Annotated in this window: 12 protein-coding genes; 6 read left to right on the forward strand and 6 right to left on the reverse strand. The window is 66.9% G+C overall.

Annotation, left to right across the window (positions count from 1 at the left end; translation table 11 throughout):
* Window positions 1-29 precede the first annotated feature (29 nt).
* The 4 genes from H8R02_RS07725 to H8R02_RS07740 are packed head-to-tail and all read right to left on the reverse strand — an operon-like array spanning window position 30 to window position 7,063.
* The gene (locus H8R02_RS07725; protein WP_187080807.1) at window positions 30-1,637 is read right to left on the reverse strand and encodes a peptide ABC transporter substrate-binding protein; all 1,608 of its coding nucleotides are present in this window, start codon (window positions 1,635-1,637) and stop codon (window positions 30-32) included.
* Between the two features lie 5 nt (window positions 1,638-1,642).
* Window positions 1,643-3,430: an ABC transporter substrate-binding protein gene (locus H8R02_RS07730; RefSeq protein ID WP_187080808.1), complete on the reverse strand. Its 1,788-nt coding sequence runs from the start codon at window positions 3,428-3,430 to the stop codon at window positions 1,643-1,645.
* Window positions 3,427-5,229 (reverse strand): ABC transporter substrate-binding protein, encoded by a 1,803-nt coding sequence (locus H8R02_RS07735; RefSeq protein ID WP_187080809.1) that lies wholly within the window; start codon window positions 5,227-5,229, stop codon window positions 3,427-3,429. Before H8R02_RS07735 ends, H8R02_RS07730 begins: the two co-directional genes overlap by 4 nt.
* Window positions 5,230-5,233: 4 nt before the next feature.
* Window positions 5,234-7,063, reverse strand: a complete 1,830-nt coding sequence (locus tag H8R02_RS07740; RefSeq protein ID WP_187080810.1) for an ABC transporter substrate-binding protein — start codon at window positions 7,061-7,063, stop codon at window positions 5,234-5,236.
* Between the two features lie 125 nt (window positions 7,064-7,188).
* On the opposite strand from H8R02_RS07740, the gene H8R02_RS07745 reads away from it, so the two are divergent.
* From H8R02_RS07745 to H8R02_RS07765, 5 genes are all read left to right on the forward strand, one after another.
* On the forward strand, window positions 7,189-8,127 hold the full coding sequence (locus H8R02_RS07745) for an ABC transporter permease (RefSeq protein ID WP_187080811.1): 939 nt from the start codon (window positions 7,189-7,191) through the stop codon (window positions 8,125-8,127).
* A gap of 47 nt (window positions 8,128-8,174) precedes the next feature.
* On the forward strand, window positions 8,175-9,230 hold the full coding sequence (locus tag H8R02_RS07750) for an ABC transporter permease (protein ID WP_187081110.1): 1,056 nt from the start codon (window positions 8,175-8,177) through the stop codon (window positions 9,228-9,230).
* A 12-nt stretch (window positions 9,231-9,242) separates the two neighbouring features.
* Complete coding sequence (locus H8R02_RS07755) at window positions 9,243-10,922, forward strand: ABC transporter ATP-binding protein (RefSeq protein WP_187080812.1); 1,680 nt, start codon at window positions 9,243-9,245, stop codon at window positions 10,920-10,922.
* Window positions 10,919-12,757, forward strand: coding sequence for a S8 family serine peptidase (locus tag H8R02_RS07760; RefSeq protein ID WP_187080813.1), 1,839 nt, complete (start codon window positions 10,919-10,921; stop codon window positions 12,755-12,757). The genes H8R02_RS07755 and H8R02_RS07760 overlap by 4 nt, the downstream gene beginning before the upstream one ends.
* A 94-nt stretch (window positions 12,758-12,851) precedes the next feature.
* Window positions 12,852-13,307, forward strand: a complete 456-nt coding sequence (locus tag H8R02_RS07765; RefSeq protein ID WP_187080814.1) for a hypothetical protein — start codon at window positions 12,852-12,854, stop codon at window positions 13,305-13,307.
* Here the strand turns inward: H8R02_RS07765 and H8R02_RS07770 are convergent, their stop codons facing one another.
* Entirely contained in the window at window positions 13,308-14,225 is a 918-nt protein-coding gene (locus tag H8R02_RS07770) for an SPFH domain-containing protein (RefSeq protein ID WP_187080815.1), read from the reverse strand. It abuts the gene before it with no gap.
* Between the two features lie 14 nt (window positions 14,226-14,239).
* Window positions 14,240-14,665 carry an NfeD family protein gene (locus tag H8R02_RS07775; protein WP_187080816.1) on the reverse strand — a complete coding sequence of 142 codons (426 nt, stop codon included), beginning with the start codon at window positions 14,663-14,665 and terminating at the stop codon, window positions 14,240-14,242.
* 106 nt (window positions 14,666-14,771) lie between these two features.
* Here H8R02_RS07775 and H8R02_RS07780 point away from each other — a divergent pair, with 106 nt between their 5' ends.
* Complete coding sequence (locus H8R02_RS07780) at window positions 14,772-15,791, forward strand: MerR family transcriptional regulator (RefSeq protein ID WP_187080817.1); 1,020 nt, start codon at window positions 14,772-14,774, stop codon at window positions 15,789-15,791.
* Window positions 15,792-15,802 lie beyond the last annotated feature (11 nt).

The raw sequence follows: 15,802 nt of genomic DNA on the forward strand, positions 1-15,802 counted from the left end.
TGCGGATGACGCGGGCGTTCGGCCCGGCGTCAGTGCTTGATGATGTACAGGTCCTTGCTGCGGAAGCGGTCTTGCGCGTTCTGCAGCGAATACCCGCCGACGTACGATTTTACCAGCCGGGGCAGCGAGTACTGCACCAGCGGGATCATGGGGTAGTCGTCCATGATCATCTTCGTGGCCCTGGTCAGCATCTCCTTGCGCTTGGCCGGGTCGTCGCTGTGCTCCGCCTCCTTGATGATCTTCTCGGCGTCGCGGTTGCAGTTGTGGTTGTTGTTCTGGTCCGAATCGCAGCGCACGAGCGCCAGGAAGTTGGTGGCGTCGTTGTAGTCGGCGATGAAGCCGTTGCGCGCGATCTGGAACTGGCCGTCGTGGCGGCGCTTGAGCAGCACCTTGAACTCCATCGCTTCCAGCTCGATGTTCAGGCCCAGCTTGGTCTTCCACTCGCTCTGCGCGAAGATCGCCATCTTCTTGTGGTACTCGCTGTTGTTGTACGCGAAGGCGTACTTGGTGCCGGGCGCGACGCCCGCTTCCTTCAGCAGCTTCTTCGCCTCCTCGACCTTTTTGGCCATCGGCCACTTCGCCCAGTCGTACTCCACCATGTCGGCGCCTTCCATGCCCTTGACGATCAGGCCGTAGGACGGCGTCTGGCCGTCGGCGGTGATCTTCTGGGCGAGGATGTCGCGGTCCAGCACCATGGAGAGCGCCTTGCGAACGCGCACGTCCTTGAACGCGGCGTCCTTGTTCTGGTAGGAGTAGTAGCGCAGGCCCAGCATCGGCGCGTTGCGGATCTCCTTGGGGTATTGCTGCTTCAGCTTCTCGTAGGTGCCCGGGGGCAGCTGGTACACCCACTCGTTCTGGCCGGCCTCGTAGAGCTTGATGTCGGCGAAGCCGTCCTCCACCGGCAGGTACGTGACGCGCGTGAGCTGCACGTTCTTCGCGTCCCAGTACTGCGGGTTCTTCTCCAGCACCACCTTGTTGTTCGGCTGCCATTCCTTCAGCACGTACGCGCCGTTGCCCACCAGGTTGCCGGGCTTGGTCCAGTCCTTGCCGTGCTTCTCGACGCTGGCCTTGTGCACCGCGCCGAGGTTGTTGTTCGACATCAGCGCGGGCAGGAAGCTCACCGGGTAGGGCGTCTTCACTTCGAGCGTGAACTTGTCGATGGCCTTCACGCCCGCTTCGGTGTTGGGCTTCTTGCCGGCGGCGATCTCGGCGCCGTTGAGCAGGAACACGCCGTACGTGGACGAGTAGTTGGACGCGGTCTTCGGGTCGAGGAAGCGGCGGATGCCGTAGACGAAGTCTTCGGCCGTCACGGGGTCGCCGTTGGACCACTTCGCGTTCTGGCGCAGCTTGAAGACCCACGTGGTGGCATTGGTCTGCTTCCAGCTCTCGGCGACGCCGGGCACCGTCTTGCCGTCCGCGTCCACCGCGGTGAGCGCCTCGAACAGGTCGCGCGTGATGTTGTTGGCGCCGACGGACTCGGCCACCGCCGGGTCCAGCGTCTCCGGCTCGCTGCCGTTGTTGCGGATCAGCGTCTGCGTGGCGTGCAGCTGCGTGCCGGGCGGCACGACGGCGGCCTGCAACGGCAGCGCGAAAGCCAAGGCAAGCGCCACAGCAAGGTGGGAGGCGGTCTTCTTCATGGTTGTCATTTCTTCGTCGGGAGCTTGGTGGTGTCGATGTCGACGTATTGCCAGAATTCTCGCGCGTTGGGATGGCGCTTGTAGCCGATGAGCCAAGGCTGCATCAGGTCGGTGCCGATGCGATGCACGCGCACCTTGATCGGCATGTAGGCAATGAGGATGCGCTGGGCTTCCTTGATCAGCGCGTCGCGTTCGGCGCCGTCGGGCATCAGCTGGATGCGCTCGTACAGCTCGTCGAACTTCTTGTTGGAAAAGCGCGAGTGGTTCTGCCCGCCCACCTGCTTGCTGTAGCCCATGGCCAGCACCGGGCCGCTGTTGGGCGAGCTCGCCGACAGGCCGTAACCCCACATCATCAGCTTGCCCGCGCGCGAGCTGCGCAGCTGCTCGGGCCACTTGCCGATGCGCAGCTCCAGCTTGATGCCGATCGCGTCGAGGTTCTTCTTCATCACCTCGTCGCGCTCGCGGTAGTCCGCGGCCGAGAGCGTGTCGTAGACGAGCACGAGGGGTTTGCCGTCCGGCAGGTCGCGCCAGCCGTCGCCGTCCTTGTCGACATAGCCGAACATGTCCAGCAGCGCGATGGCCTTGGCCTTGTCGAAGGTGCCCATCTCGGAGCGGAAGTCGGGGTCGAAGCTCGCCGTGTTGGGCATCACGAACCCTTGCGCGATCATGGCCTGGCCGCGCATCGCCAGGCGCGCTTCCTCGTCCGCGTTCATCGCCAGCGCGACCGCGCGGCGCAGCGCCACCTTCTCCGGTGTGTAGCCGCCGACCACCGGGTGCGTCATGCTGAAATACAGCAAGCGGATGTCCGACAGCGGCACGCGCTCCATCTGGATGCCCAGCTTCGCGAGGTTCGGCGCGATCCTGTTGTTCGGGATGGCGTGCGTCGCGAAGTTCTCGGGCAGGCGCTCCATCAGCTCGTGTTCCCGGTTCAGGAACGACAGCCAGCGCGGCTGCGGGTCGTCGATGATCGAGATCTCCACGCGGTCGATCATGGGCAGGCGCTTGCCCTTCATCATCGCGGCGATCCGCACCGACTCCGGGTCCTTCGGGTTCGGCTCGGCGTCGTAGTACACCTCCCGGTAGCCCGGGTTGCGCACCAGCACGATCTTCGACGAGCGGCGCCACTCCTTGAGCATGAAGGGCCCGGTGCCCACCGGGTGCTCCATGATCTTGTCGCCGTACTTCTCCACCACTTCGCGCGCCACGATGCCGCCGATGCCGGGGTCGGCCAACGTCATCACGAAGCGCGGTCGCGGCTCGGCCAGCTTGAACTGCACCGTGTAGCGGTCCAGCGCCCGCAGGCCGGGGATCTCGCTGTTGTAGTCGAACGGTGCGTCCTTCGCCTTGGTGCGCAGGTCCGCCAGGCCGAGGATGCCGTCCTCCGCCCAGCTGCTCACCTGCGGGCTGCGGACAGCGGGGTCCATCACCCGCTTGATCGTGTAGACGACGTCCTGCGCGGTCACTTCGCGCTTCCTGCCGCCGAACGCCGGGTCGTCGGCGAAGTAGATGCCCCTGCGCATGCGCACGGTGAAGGTCTTGTAGTCCGGCGAGACCTCGGGCAGGGCCTCGGCAAGGACCGGCCGCACTTTCGCGGGCCGCGCGAGGTAGTCGTAGCCGTACAGCGCGTCGAAGATGTTCGCGGTGATGATGCGGGAATACAAGTCCGACAGCTGCGGCGGATCGAACCCCGTCTCGGCGATGGGGAAGGCGTAGCGCAGGACTTTTTCCTGCGCGTGCGCGGCGGGCGCGATGAAAGCCAGCGCGCAAATGGCGATGAAGAGGAGGCGTCTCATTGCTTGGCGTGCGGCAGCTTCGACTCGTCGATGTCGACGAACTGCCAGAAGTCGTTGGAGGCCGGATGGCGCTTGTAACCCACCAGCCAGGGCTGCATCAGGTCCGTGCCAATGCGGTGCACGCGCGTCTTGTAGGGCATGTAGGCGATGAGGATGCGCTCGGCATCGCGGATCACCTTGTCGCGCTCGGGCCCGTCGGGCATCAGGCCCTGCTTCTCGTACAGCGAGTCGAACTTCGCGTTGCGAAAACGCGCGAGATTGCCCTGGCCGACGGAGCCGCTGTAACCGCGGTCCAGCACCTGCGCGCTGTCGGGCGTGCTGGCCTGCAGGCCCACGCTCCACATCATCAGCTTGCCCGCGCGCGCGGCGCGCAATTGCTCGGGCCACTTGCCGACCCGCATGTTGATACGGATGCCCACCGCATCGAGGTTCTTCTTCAGGACCTCGTCGAGCTCGCGATAGTCGGCGCGGGCGAGCGTGTCGTACTGCAGCACCAGCGGGCTGCCGTCGGGCAGGTCGCGCCAGCCGTCACCGTCCTTGTCGACGTAGCCGAACATGTCGAGCAGCGCCGTCGCCTTGGCCCGGTCGAACGTGCCCATCTCGGAGCGGAAGTTCGGGTCCCAGCTCTTCGTGTTGGGCATGACGTAACCCTGCGCCACCAGCGCCTGGCCGCGGCGCGGCAGCCGGACTTCTTCCTCGTTGTTCGTGGCCAGCGCGACGGCCCTTCGCAGCGCCACCTTCTCGGGCGTGTAGCCGCCGACCACCGCGTTGTCCATGTTGAACATGATCATCGTGATGTCCGACAGCTGCACGCGCTCCATGTGGATGCCGCGCTTGGCCAGGTTGGGCGCAAGCTTGTTGTTCGGGATGGCGTGGGTGGCGAAGTTCTGCGGCAACCGCTCCATGAAGTCGTGCTCGCCGTTGAGGAAGGCCAGCCAGCGCGGCTGCGGCTCGTCGATGATGGAGATGATGACCTTGTCGATGAGCGGCAGGCGCTTGCCCCTGAGCATCTTCGCGATGGCTTGCGACGAAGCATCGCCCGCCGGCGGCTCGCCCTCGAAGTACACCTCGCGGTACGTCGGGTTGCGCACCAGGGTGATTTCCGATGACCGGCGCCAGGCGTGCAGCTTGAACGGGCCGGTGCCCACCGGGTGCTCCATGATCGCGTCGCCGTACTTCTCCACGACCTCGCGCGCCACGGCGCCAACCAGGTCGCTGCCGGCCAGGTTGTAGATGAAGCGAGGCTTCGGGTCGGCCAGCTTGAACTGGATGGTGTACCTGTCGAGCGCACGCAGGCCTTCGATCTCGCTGTCGTAATCGAATCTGCCTTCTTTCTGCGCGCGCTTGTTCAGCGCATCGAGGCCAAGGATCTTCTCTTCCTGCAGCGTGCTGAGCGACGGGCTCTTGTTCCTCGGGTCGAAGAAGCGCTTGTAGGTGTAGACGAAGTCCTGCGCCACCACCTCGCGCTTGCGGCCGCCGAATGCAGGGTCGTCCGCGAAGTAGATGCCGTGCCGCAGTTTCACCGTCCACGTGCGGAAGTCCGCCGATACCACGGGCATGCCGTCGGCAAGCTGCGGCACCACCTTCGCCGGGCGGGCGAGGTAGTCGTAGGTGTAGAGCGATTCGAAGATGTGGCCGGTGACGATGCGCGAATACAGGTCCGACAGCTGCGGCGGATCGAAACCCGTTTCGGCCACCTGGAACGCGTAGCGCAGCACCTTTTCCGCATGCGCGGCGGGCACGGCGACGAACAGCGCGCACGCGGCCGCGAGCGCCCATCTTTGGAGTCTGGAGGCCATGACGCTAGTGGTTGCCGGAGCCGGACTTCGCCTGCTGCGCGGCGTCGATGTCGATGAACTGCCAGAAGTCGCGGCGGAACGGGTGGCGCTTGTAGCCCGCCACCCACGGCTGCCACATGTCGGTGAGGATGCGGTGCACCTTCAGCTTGTACGGCATGTAGGCCACGAGGATCTTCTGCGCCTCGTCGATGACGGCGCGGCGCTCGGGCCCGTCGGGCATGTTCAGCTGCTTCAGGTACAGCTCGTCGAAGCGCGCGTTCGCGAAGCGCGCATGGTTCTGCTGGCCCGCCTGCTTGCTGTAGCCGAACGAAAGCACCGTCCCGCTGTCGGGCGTGGTGGCCGAATTGCCGTAGCCCCACATCATCAGCTTGCCGGCACGCGAGTTGCGCAGCTGCTCGGGCCACTGGCCGATGCGGTGCACGAGCTTGATGCCCACCGCATCGAGGTTCTTCTTCATGATCTCGTCGAGCTCGCGGTAGTCGGCGCGCGAGAGCGTGTCGTACTCCAGCACCAGCGGCTTGCCGTCGGGCATGTCGCGCCAGCCGTCGCCGTCCTTGTCGACGTAGCCGAACATGTCCAGCAGGGCCATGGCGCGCGCGCGGTCGTGCGTGCCCATTTCGGAGCGGTACTTCGGGTCGTACAGCGTGGTGTTGGGCATGACGAAGCCCTGGGCAACGATGGCCTGGCCGCGGCGCGGCAGGCGGATCTCTTCCTCGCTGTTCAGGGCCAGCGCGATCGCGCGGCGCAGCGCCACCTTCTCCGGCGTGTAGCCGCCGGTGACGGGGTGCGTCATGCTCATGTACGACACGGTGAAGTCGCTGGCCAGCGACTGCTCCATGCCGATGCCCTTCTTGGCGAGGTTGGGCGCGATCCGGTTGTTGGGGATGGCCGTGGTCGCGAAGTTGATCGGCAGCCGCTCCATGAAATCGTGCTCGCCGTTGAGGAAGGCCAGCCAGCGCGGCTGCGGCTCTTCGATGATCGAGACGATGACCTTGTCGATCAGCGGCAGGCGCTTGCCCTTGAGCTTGGCGGCGATGGCGCGGCCCGATTCGTCCACGCCAACGCTGTCGAAGCGCTTCTCGCGGAAGTTCGGGTTGCGCACCAGCACGGTCTGCGAGGCGCGGCGCCACTCCTCGAGCATGAAGGGGCCCGTCCCGACCGGGTGCTCCATGATCTTGTCGCCGTACTTCTCCACCACCTCGCGCGCCATCAACCCCAGGTGCGCGGGGTCGGCGAGGTTGTAGATGAACCGGGGGCGCGGCTCGGCCAGCTTGAACTGCACCGTGTACTTGTCCAGGGCGCGGATGCCGTCGACCTCGGTGTCGTAGTCGAACTTGCCCGACGCCTCCGCCTTCTTGCGGATTTCGTCCATCCCGAGGACTTTTTCCTCGGCCATGCTGGTGAACTTCGGGCTCTTGTTCTTCGGGTCGTAGAAGCGTTTCCACGAATACACCACGTCCGCAGCCGTCACTTCGCGGCGCTTGCCGCCGAACGCGGGGTCGTCGTTGAAGTAGATGCCGGGCCGCAGGCGGAACGTGAAGGTGCGGAAGTCCGCGGAAGCCTCCGGCAATGCCTCGGCGAGGTTGGGCACCACCTTGGCCGGGCGCGCCAGGTAGTCGTACTCGTACGGCGCCTCCAGGACATGGGCGATGACGTACGCCGAATAGAGGTCGTTGGTCTGCGCCGGGTCGAACCCGGTCTCGGACACCTGGAATGCGTAGCGCAGCACCTTCTCGGGTGCGGGCGTGGGGGAGGGTGCCTGGGCGCCTGTGGGGTAGGCGGCGCCCATTGCCAGGCACAGGCTGATGGCCTGCGCCCAGGTGCGGGTCTTCATGCTTGGAAACACCTATACGGGATCGCGAACCCGCAAGCATAATGCGCGCCCAGACCCGCGGTACGAGCGGTTTCCCCTAAATCCGGGCCCGCCACAAGCGGCAAGCCGGAAAATCGAACGAAAGAATGTTGTCCTACGTCCTGAGGCGCGTCCTCCAGATGATCCCTACCCTGGCCGGGGTCATCCTCCTCGTCTTCTTCCTCTTCAAGTACTTCGGCGACGACCCGGCGGAGATCCTGGGCGGCCTGCAGGCCACGCAGGAGCAGATCGACTCGATCCGGCGCCAGCTCGGCCTGGACAAGCCGGTCGTCGAGCAGTTGTGGCTGTTCGTCCTGAAAGTCGTCACCTTCGACTGGGGCGCCAGCTGGGCCACCAAGGAGACGGTGGCCAACATCTTCGCCACCCGCCTGCCGGCCACGCTGACGATCATGGTGCCGATCCTGGTGCTGGAGGTCGGGCTGGCCATCGTGGCGGGCATGGCCGTCGCCTATGTGCGCGGCAGCCTCACGGACCGGGCCGTGATGATCATCAGCACCATCGCGCTGTCGATCAGCTTCCTCGTCTACATCATCATCGGCCAGTACCTGTTCGCTTTCCGGCTCGGGTGGTTCCCGGTGCAGGGCTGGACGGCCAGCACGCTGACCAACTTGATGGTGTACGCGCCGCTGCCGGTGCTGCTGGCGGTGCTGGTGAGCCTGGCGCCGCACACGCGCCTGTACCGCAGCTTCTTCCTCGACGAGATCGGCCACGACTACGTGCGCACGGCGCGCGCCAAGGGCGTGAGCGAGAACACCATCCTGTTCAAGCACGTGCTGCGCAACGCGATGATCCCGATCCTCACGAACGTGGCCACGCAGCTGCCGGGCGTGTTCATCGGCTCGTTCCTCATCGAGGTGTTCTTCTCCATCCCGGGCCTCGGACGTGAGGTCTATGCCGCCGTGGGCCGCGGCGACTTCCCCGTGATCCAGGCCGTGACGATCTACCTGGCCGCGCTGACCATGGTGATCAACCTCATGACCGATGTGCTCTACAAGTTCGTCGATCCGCGAGTGGTGCTGAAATGAACGTGGCGACGACCAACCTTCCCGCCGCCGAGGCGGAAAACTTCGAGATGCCCACGGCGGAAGTGGCCGTGGCGCTGCCCAAGTCGCCCAACGTCTGGGCGCAGGCCTGGAACCGGCTGCGCGACGACCGCGTGGGCATGGTGTCCCTGTGCATCGTGGGCGTGTTCCTGGTGATGGTGCTGCTCGCGCAGGTGGGCCTGCTGGCCGGCCAGTGGCAGCGCGAAGTGGGCGAGCCGTTCGCGCCGCCGACCTTCGTCGGTGCCGATGCGAAGGAGGCCGCCAAGGCCGAAGGCCCGAAGCTGCCGAACGTGGACCTGTCCGACGTCGACCCGCTCGCGCCCTACTACAAGGACTGGAACGAGCGCGCCTCGCGTGTGAAGACCGTCGACACCGTCAAGGCCGCGACGCTGCCTTTCGGCGGCGACCGCATCGGCCGCGACGTGCTGGAAAAGGCGGTGAAGGGCGCGCAGGTGTCGATCATGGTCGGCATCGCGGCCGCCTTCCTCGCCACCATCATCGGGACGCTGCTGGGCGCGCTCGCCGGCTACTTCGGCGGCAAGGTCGGCGACTTCCTCGAGTGGGTCTACAACGTCTTCACGTCCATCCCCTACATCCTGCTGATCTTCGCGCTGGCGGCGGTGTTCAAGTACGGGCCGATGGGGAAGGTATTCTCGAGCTCGATCGCGCCGGTGGTCATCATCCTCGGCATCGTGGGCTGGACCGGCATCTACCGGCTGGTACGCGCGGAGTACATCAAGCACCGCAACCGCGAGTACGTGCGCGCGGCCGAGGCGATCGGCGCCACCCACATGTCGCGCATGTTCGTGCACATCCTGCCGAACGTGAGCCACGTGGTGCTGGTGCAGCTGTCGCTGCACGTGGTGAGCTTCATCAAAGCCGAGGTGATCCTGTCCTTCCTGGGCCTGGGCGTGCCGATCGACATGGTCAGCTGGGGCACGATGCTGGCCGAGTCGCAGACCGAGCTGGTGCTGGGCAAGTGGTGGCAGCTCGTGGCGGCCACGGCCTTCATGGCCACTTTCGTGACGGCGTTCGCGCTGTTGACCGATGCGCTGCGTGACGCGCTCGACCCCAAGCTGCGCTAGGACGGACGCACCATGAGCAATTTGATTGAAGTGCGCGACCTGCGCGTGTCCTTCCGCGTGGGCAAGGACGAAGTGTTCGACGCCGTCAAGGGCGTCTCGTTCGACATCCCGGAGAACACCACCGTCGCATTGGTGGGCGAGTCGGGCTCCGGCAAGAGCGTGAGCGCGATGAGCATCGTGCGCCTTCTGCCGGACAACGCCATCATCCCGGCCGAAAGCCGCGTGATGTACGGCGGCCACGACCTGCTGAAACTGCCCGTGGAGCGCATGCGCGAGCTGCGCGGCAAGGACATGTCGGTGGTGTTCCAGGAGCCGATGAGTTCCTTGAACCCTGTGTTCACCGTCGGTGAGCAGATCGCCGAAGTGCTGCGCATCCACATGAACATGACGCCGCGCCAGGCGCTCGCGCGCGCCGAGGAACTGCTCGCCGAAGTGGGCATCCCCGAGCCGAAGGCACGCGTCAACGCGTATCCGCACGAGCTCTCCGGTGGCCAGCAGCAGCGCGTGATGATCGCCATGGCGATCGCGTGCGAGCCCAAGCTGCTGATCGCCGACGAGCCGACCACGGCGCTCGACGTGACGGTGCAGCGCCAGGTCGTCGACCTGATGGCGAAGCTGCAGGAAAAGCACCGAATGAGCATGCTGTTCATCAGCCACGACCTCGGGCTGGTGGGCGAGATCGCGAAGCATGTCATCGTGATGCGCAACGGCATCGTGCGCGAGGCCGGCGACACCGGCCAGATCTTCAGCGCGCCGCAGGACTCGTACACGCGTGCGTTGCTCGCGTGCCGCCCCCGCCTCGACGCGCGCCCGCGCCGGCTTCCGGTGATCGACGACATCGTGAACAACAGGCCGCTTGCCACGACCGAGCGGGAGCCCAAGCCGATCGACGGGCCGCCGCTGATCGAGGTGTCGGGCCTGCGCAAGGTCTACAAGCTCAAGACGGGCCTCTTCGCGCGCAAGGAAGTGCCGGCCGTGGAGCAGGCCGACTTCGTGCTGCACAAGGGCCGCACGCTGGGCGTGGTGGGCGAGTCGGGCTCGGGCAAGACGACCGTGGGGATGATGCTCACGCGCCTGACGGACCCGAGCGCCGGGCGCATCCTGTTCGAAGGCACCGACCTCGCCACGCTCAACCCCAAGCAGCTGCGCGACTGGCGCCGCCGCATCCAGATCATCTTCCAGAACCCGTACGCCAGCCTGAACCCGCGCTTCACGGTCGGCCAGATCCTGATGGAGCCGATGCGCATCCACGGCATCGGCAAGGACGACAACGACCGCGCGCGCACGGCGCTGGGCTGGCTGGAGAAGGTGGGCCTGCCCGCCACCGCGTTCGGCAAGTACCCGCACGAGTTCTCCGGCGGCCAGCGCCAGCGCATCGCGATCGCGCGCTGCCTGACGATGAAGCCCGAGGTGGTGATATGCGACGAGAGCGTGAGCGCGCTCGACGTGAGCGTGCAGGCCACGGTCCTGAACCTGCTGCTGGACCTGCAGGAGGAATTCGGCCTGACGTACGTCTTCATCAGCCACGACCTGGCGGTGGTGAAGTACATGGCCGACGAGATCCTCGTGATGAACAAGGGCCAGATCGTCGAGCGGGGGACCGCCGAAGAGATCTACGCGCGGCCCACGAATCCCTACACGCAGCAGCTGCTGGCGGCCATCCCGCGCGGCTACGAGAGGAAGGCGGCATGAAGGCACGCGTCGCACTCGTTGCGTTGTGCGCGGCACTCGTGGCGGGCTCCGCGCTCGCGCAGCAGCAGCCGCTCAAGCGGGTGGAGCGCGCGGACGACTTGCCGCGCTTCACGTACACGGTGCAGGGCGAGCTGGAAGCGATCGTGCGCGATCCGCAGAAGTTCGCAGCCTTCGCCGCGCCGCTCAAGCGCGACATCGAAGGCGTGCTGGCCACGCACGACATCGCCGAGAAGGCAACGCAGCGTTCGCTGCTCGGGCTGCTCGGCTTGTTGGCCATGCTGGAGAACCGCTACGACGACGCGCTGAAGCTGTCGGAACAGGTGAGGGCGCTGCAGGAGCGGCCCGCGGACAAGCTGCTCTCGGGCATGACCACCCGTGCGATCGTCGCCGCGCAGCGCAAGACGGGCACCACGCAAGGCCCGGCGTATGCCGTGGAAGTGGCACGCCTCGTGCGCGAGGAGCTGGACAAGCTGCCTTACGCCACGATCCGCAACGAGATCCAGCAGGCCAAGGCCGGTGTGGAAACCGCGAGCGAGACCGGCGCCCTCGGCCGCGTGCGCGAAGTGGTTCAACCCGTGGTCACGCGCAGCGGCTCGCTCAGCTCCGACCTCGCGCCCGCCCTCGTCGGTGCGCGCTATGCGCTCGTTTACGCGCTGCCGCTGAAGGCCGCGCTCACCGAGGCGTACGCCGCCTACCTTGCCGCCAACCGGCAAGACAAGCCCGACATCTGGGCCGCGCGCGACGTCGCGCTGCCGCCCGGCCGCGACTTCAAGCCGGTGACGGTGGTCGTGTGGGACAGCGGCGTCGACACGAATATCTTCGCCGACCGCCTGCTGCGCCAGGGCGACAAGCCCGCGCTGCTGGCCTTCGACGTGCGCCAGCGGCCTTCGACCGAGCCGCTGCTCGTTTTCCCCGCAGCACTGAAAGAGCGCCTGCCGGTACTGCAGGCGCGCAGCAAGGGCTTCTCCGACCTCGTCTCCAACGTCGACAGCAAGGAAGCCGCCGAAGTGAAGGCGCTGCTGTCCAATCTCGCGCCCGACCAGTACAAGCAGACCGTCGAGGAGATCCGCCTCAACGGCAACTACCAGCACGGCACGCACGTGGCCGGCATCGCCATGGCCGGCAACCCGTACGCGCGGCTGGCCATCGCTCGCATCGAGTTCCAGCACACGCTGCGGCCGGACCCTTGCCCGAGCGAGGAGCTGGAGCTGCAGTCCGAGCGCAACCTGCGCGCCTACGGCGACTTCATCCGCAGCACCGGTGCCCGCGTGGTCAACATGAGCTGGGGCGGCAACCCCCGTGCCTACGAGGTCGCGCTGGAGCAGTGCGGCATGGGCAAGGACGTGGCCGAGCGCCGTGCATTGGCGCGCCGCTGGTTCGAAGCCAAGCGCAAGACGCTCACCGAGGTGATGGCCTCGCTGCCGGACGTGCTGTTCGTCGCGTCCGCCGGCAACTCGGCAAACGACCCGACCTTCAACGACAGCTACCCCTCCGGCATCGAGTTGCCGAACCTCGTGGTGGTGGGCGCCGTCGACAAGGCAGGGGACGAGGCTTCGTTCACCAGCTATGGCCGCACCGTGGTGCTGCACGCCAACGGCTACCAGGTGGAGAGCTACGTGCCGGGCGGCTCGCGCCTGTCGATCTCGGGCACCTCGATGTCCGCGCCGCAGGTGACCAACCTCGCCGCGAAGATCCTCGCGGTGAAACCGGGGTTGAAGCCGAAGGATGTGGTGGACGTGATGCGCGCCACGGCCGAGCGCAGCGACGACGGGCGCCGCACCTTGGTGCATCCGGCGAAGGCGCTGGCCGCCGTGGGATACACCGGCGGTCGTTGAGGCCACCCCGGCTGGCGTGGGGATGTGACTTTCCGTAACGATCTGGGTGGTTTGTGACGAGGGCTTCCTAGAATGGGCCGCAGAAGTGCCCGTCATGCCCACCGCGCCTCCCCCCGCCGAACAGCAGTCGCTGCCGGCATCCGTCCTCTCCGCGCTGCGCCGCAATTCGAAATTCGGCTCGCGCACCCAGGCGCCCGACACCCAGCCACCGAGCACGCGGCCGAACCCGCGCACCGGCATCCCCGACCCGATCCGCGCGGAGTTCTGGGCGGCGTACTGCTACCTCTTCCCGCCGCATGCGCTGGTCAACCAGAACGAGTCCGGCTCGCTGGTGATCTCGTGGTCGATGACGGGCGACCCGCACGCGACGTCCAAGTACGCCGCGCCCGTGATGCTGCGCTTCGAGCCGGACCTCATCGCCATGATGAAGCACGCGCCGCCGGACCAACGCAAGCGGATCATCTCCCAGCAGGAGGCGGTGCTGCGCGGCGGGCTGATCGGCTACGACCCGTACAACTCGGCGCAGGCGCGGATCATCGTGCTGGGGTGATCAGGCCGGCTTGCCCGCCTGCACCATCTTCATGGCCGACGCGATGAGCGTCGACACCTGGCTCATCTCGCTCGGCACGATGAGGGTGGTGGTCGCATCGGCCGCGACCTTGCTGTAGGCGTCCACGGCGCGCTCGGCCACCTTCAGCTGCACGGCCTGTTCGCCGCCCGGCTGGCGGATCGCGTCGGCGACCTGGCGGATGGCGGATGCGGTCGCCTCGGCGACCGCCAGGATCGCCGCGGCCTCCCCCTGCGCCTTGTTGATCTCGGCCTGCTTCTCCCCCTCCGAGCGCGCGATGAAAGCCTCGCGCTCGCCCGTGGCGATGTTGATCTGCTCCTGCCGCCGGCCTTCGGACGCCGCGATCAGGGCGCGCTTCTCGCGCTCGGCGGTGATCTGCCGCTGCATCGCGTGCAGGATCTCCTTGGGCGGCGTGAGGTCCTTGATCTCGTAGCGCAGCACCTTCACGCCCCAGTTGAGCGCCGCCTCGTCGATCGCCGCGACCACTTGGGCGTTGATCATGTCCCGCTCCTCGAAGGTCTTGTCCAGCTCCAGCTTGCCGATCACGCTGCGCAGGGAAGTCTGGGCAAGCTGGGTGACGGCGACGATGTAGTTGGACGAGCCGTAGCTCGCGCGCATCGGGTCGGTGACCTGGAAATACAGGATGCCGTCCACCTGCAGCTGGGTGTTGTCTCGCGTGATGCAGACCTGGCTGGGCACATCCAGCGGGATCTCCTTGAGGCTGTGCTTGTACGCCACCTTGTCGACGAAGGGGACCAGGAAGTTCAGCCCCGGGGTGAGCGCCGCGTGGAACTTGCCCAGGCGCTCGACGACCCAGGCATGCTGCTGCGGCACGACCTTGACGGCGCGGAAGATGAAGATCAGGGCGATGACGACAAGGAGGATGGCGAACTCGGTCATGGGTTGTTCTCCGTTCAGATCTTCTCGACAACGAGGCGGCTGCCCACCACCTCGCGCACGCGGTGCGGGCCGGGCAGGTGGGGCGGGGTGCCGGCGTCCGAGACGGTCCAGCTCGCACCCCGGTACTTGACCACCGCGGTCCCGTCCGGCCGCCAGCCGTCCACCTGCACGGTTTCTCCGATGTCGAGGTTGACGTCCTTGTTGGCCTCGGCCCTGGGGCGGGCGTCGCGCTTACCGCGCACGACGTGCCAGCCCGCGACAGCGCCGCCGCCGACCAGGGCCGCCACGATCATCTGCGCGGGCGGGGCCAGTCCGACATGCGCGGCCAAGGCGCCCGCGGCCAGGCCGACGGCCACCATCAACAGGTAGAAAGTTCCTGTCGCCAGCTCCACGGCGACTGCGGCGGCGGCAGCGAGCCACCAGAGGGTGGGTTCGGACATGAGACCTCCTCGTCGTTTTTTCGCATTCTGACTGTCTAAATCACTTGGACAGTAGTTGACAGTCTGTCTAACTCTGTCTAATCTTCATTTAGACACTTAGACAGACATGCTCACCAGCAAGGAAGTCCTCGAGCGAACCGGCATCTCGCGTGCCACGCTCAACAACTACATCGCCGGCGGGCTCGTGCCGCGGCCGGAGGTGCTGCCGCCCGGGCCCGAAGACGGGGCGGCGCCCCGCATCGGCTACTTCCCGGACGACACCATCGAGCGCATCGAGGCGATCCAGCGCCTCAAGCGCGAAGGGTGGTCGATCGCGCGGATCGTCGAGCACCTGCAGAACCCACAGGCGCCGACGCCTGCGCCCGTGACGCGTGGGCCCTCGGCCGACACCGGTCCCGGGCTGTCCCTGTTCCAGCCGGCGCCACTGGCGGCCGCGCCGTTGGCCCCCGCGGTCCCCGCCCGCCGCGCCCCCTCGCTCGCGCCGCTGGCCGTGCTGGTCTCTTCGCTGCAGGACGCCCCGGGCCTGTGGCTGCAGCTGAGCGCCGAGGAGTACTTCGAGCTGGTCGACGAGGTCTGGAACGAGCTCGACGCCATCTTCCGCGGCCACGGCGGCATGCCCGCCCGGCACCCGGACGAAGGCATGACGAGTTGCTTCCTGGCGCAGCGTGACCACCGCTACCTGTGGAACGCGCTCGCGGCCGCGCACGAAGCGCGCGAGGCGATGCAGCGCCTGTCCCTGCGCTGGCGCGAGCGCAAGGCCTGGCCGGTGGAGCTGTTCATGAACAGCGGCCTCGACGCCGGCGAAGGCTGGCTCGGCGAGCTGGGTGGCGGCGGCTTGCGGGTGCTGGGCGAAGCGGCCCAGCGCGCGGAGCAGCTCTCCAGGCTGGGATCGGCCGGCTCGATCCTGGCCACGCGCGACCTGCTGGGGCGCCTGCCCCCGCACGACCGCGCCCGCATCACCTTCGGCGTGCCGCGCACCGGCGGCGAGCCGCACGTCCTTTCCACCTTTTCGCGGCTGTCGGCGCTCGGGCTGCCGGCCGCCGTGCCGGCCGCCCTGGCCGACCTGTCCGTCGCGCAGGTCCTCGATGTCCGCGACGAAACGACGAGCACGGGAGGCCATCCATGACGGGAAGTTTT

It is taken from the genome of Ramlibacter albus, from assembly GCF_014297445.1.
Lineage (GTDB): Bacteria > Pseudomonadota > Gammaproteobacteria > Burkholderiales > Burkholderiaceae_C > Ramlibacter > Ramlibacter albus.

Excerpts from the sequence above, each read along its gene's own strand:
- H8R02_RS07745 (WP_187080811.1), top strand. The coding sequence starts at position 7,189 with ATGTTGTCCTACGTCCTGAGGCGCGTCCTCCAGATGATCCCTACCCTG.
- H8R02_RS07725 (WP_187080807.1), bottom strand. The coding sequence starts at position 1,637 with ATGAAGAAGACCGCCTCCCACCTTGCTGTGGCGCTTGCCTTGGCTTTC.
- H8R02_RS07735 (WP_187080809.1), bottom strand. The coding sequence starts at position 5,229 with ATGGCCTCCAGACTCCAAAGATGGGCGCTCGCGGCCGCGTGCGCGCTG.
- H8R02_RS07750 (WP_187081110.1), top strand. The coding sequence starts at position 8,175 with ATGCCCACGGCGGAAGTGGCCGTGGCGCTGCCCAAGTCGCCCAACGTC.
- H8R02_RS07775 (WP_187080816.1), bottom strand. The coding sequence starts at position 14,665 with ATGTCCGAACCCACCCTCTGGTGGCTCGCTGCCGCCGCCGCAGTCGCC.
- H8R02_RS07780 (WP_187080817.1), top strand. The coding sequence starts at position 14,772 with ATGCTCACCAGCAAGGAAGTCCTCGAGCGAACCGGCATCTCGCGTGCC.
- H8R02_RS07730 (WP_187080808.1), bottom strand. The coding sequence starts at position 3,430 with ATGAGACGCCTCCTCTTCATCGCCATTTGCGCGCTGGCTTTCATCGCG.
- H8R02_RS07765 (WP_187080814.1), top strand. The coding sequence starts at position 12,852 with ATGCCCACCGCGCCTCCCCCCGCCGAACAGCAGTCGCTGCCGGCATCC.
- H8R02_RS07770 (WP_187080815.1), bottom strand. The coding sequence starts at position 14,225 with ATGACCGAGTTCGCCATCCTCCTTGTCGTCATCGCCCTGATCTTCATC.
- H8R02_RS07760 (WP_187080813.1), top strand. The coding sequence starts at position 10,919 with ATGAAGGCACGCGTCGCACTCGTTGCGTTGTGCGCGGCACTCGTGGCG.
- H8R02_RS07740 (WP_187080810.1), bottom strand. The coding sequence starts at position 7,063 with ATGAAGACCCGCACCTGGGCGCAGGCCATCAGCCTGTGCCTGGCAATG.
- H8R02_RS07755 (WP_187080812.1), top strand. The coding sequence starts at position 9,243 with ATGAGCAATTTGATTGAAGTGCGCGACCTGCGCGTGTCCTTCCGCGTG.